The sequence below is a fragment of the Oleiphilus sp. HI0079 genome (assembly GCF_001635105.1).
On sequence record NZ_LWFT01000821.1, the window covers coordinates 1 to 908 of the forward strand.

Sequence of the window (908 nt, forward strand, 5' to 3'; positions counted from 1 at the left end):
TTTTACGGCTCAGGGCTCGACGGTCACCAACCTTAACCTAGCGACAGACGAGAGCTACAAAGATAAGCAAACAGGTCAGATGGTTCCTAAAACAGAGTGGCACCGCGTTGTTCTGTTTAATCGCTTAGCAGAGATAGCGAAAGACTACTTGCGAAAAGGCTCTAAAGTTTACATCGAAGGTCGTCTTCAAACGCGCAAGTGGCAGGACCAGCAAGGTCAGGATCGCTACACAACAGAAATTGTTGCCAACGAATTGCAAATGCTCGATTCGAAGGGCGCAGGCATGGATCATGGCGCCCAATCGGGTGGCTACAATCAAGCTCCGCAGCAAGGTGGCGCGCCGAAGCAGCAAAGCTATGCTCCGCAGCCTAATCAAGCTCCGCAATCTCAGGCGGGGCAAAACTACGCTCCTCAGCAAGGTGGATACAACCAAGCTCCACCGCAATCAGCGCCTGCACCGGCCCCCGCGCCGGCGATGGATAATTTTGATGACGATATTCCGTTCTAGCTGATGATTTAACTCTCTGATTGTTTTTAAGGCTCCTTTTTAGGGGCCTTTTTACATTTGAGGGTCTGATTATGAGTTAGCCAGCATGCTGTCTGTCGCGAGTGGTTGGCCAATGTCTATGTTTGAGCGTTGAACATGATGTAGTATTAATTGAATCAGCGTTGAGGAGAAAGTTATGTCTTTGAGAAGTATTGGTGGAATAACCGCTAAGCCCATTCTTTTATTGTTATTTTCTATTGTTGTGTCGCCCTTAGTCGCTGCCGATAGCACGCACGGGAAGCGCTATGTTGGCCTTAACTTTGGTTTTTATGAGCAAGCGTTTTCAGACTCATCTCAATCTGCCTCTATGACCACAGTTGATGGACGAATGGGAGGTTATATTAACGATAATGCCGCCGTT

Annotated in this window: 2 protein-coding genes; both read left to right on the forward strand. The window is 48.2% G+C overall.

Annotation, left to right across the window (positions count from 1 at the left end; genetic code table 11):
- Positions 1–508 (forward strand): single-stranded DNA-binding protein (ssb, locus tag A3750_RS15335; RefSeq protein WP_068548417.1); only part of this gene is annotated, 508 nt, incomplete at its 5' end.
- Positions 509–683: 175 nt separating this feature from the next.
- On the forward strand, positions 684–908 hold a 225-nt coding region (locus A3750_RS15340), incomplete at its 3' end, for a hypothetical protein (RefSeq protein ID WP_156498626.1).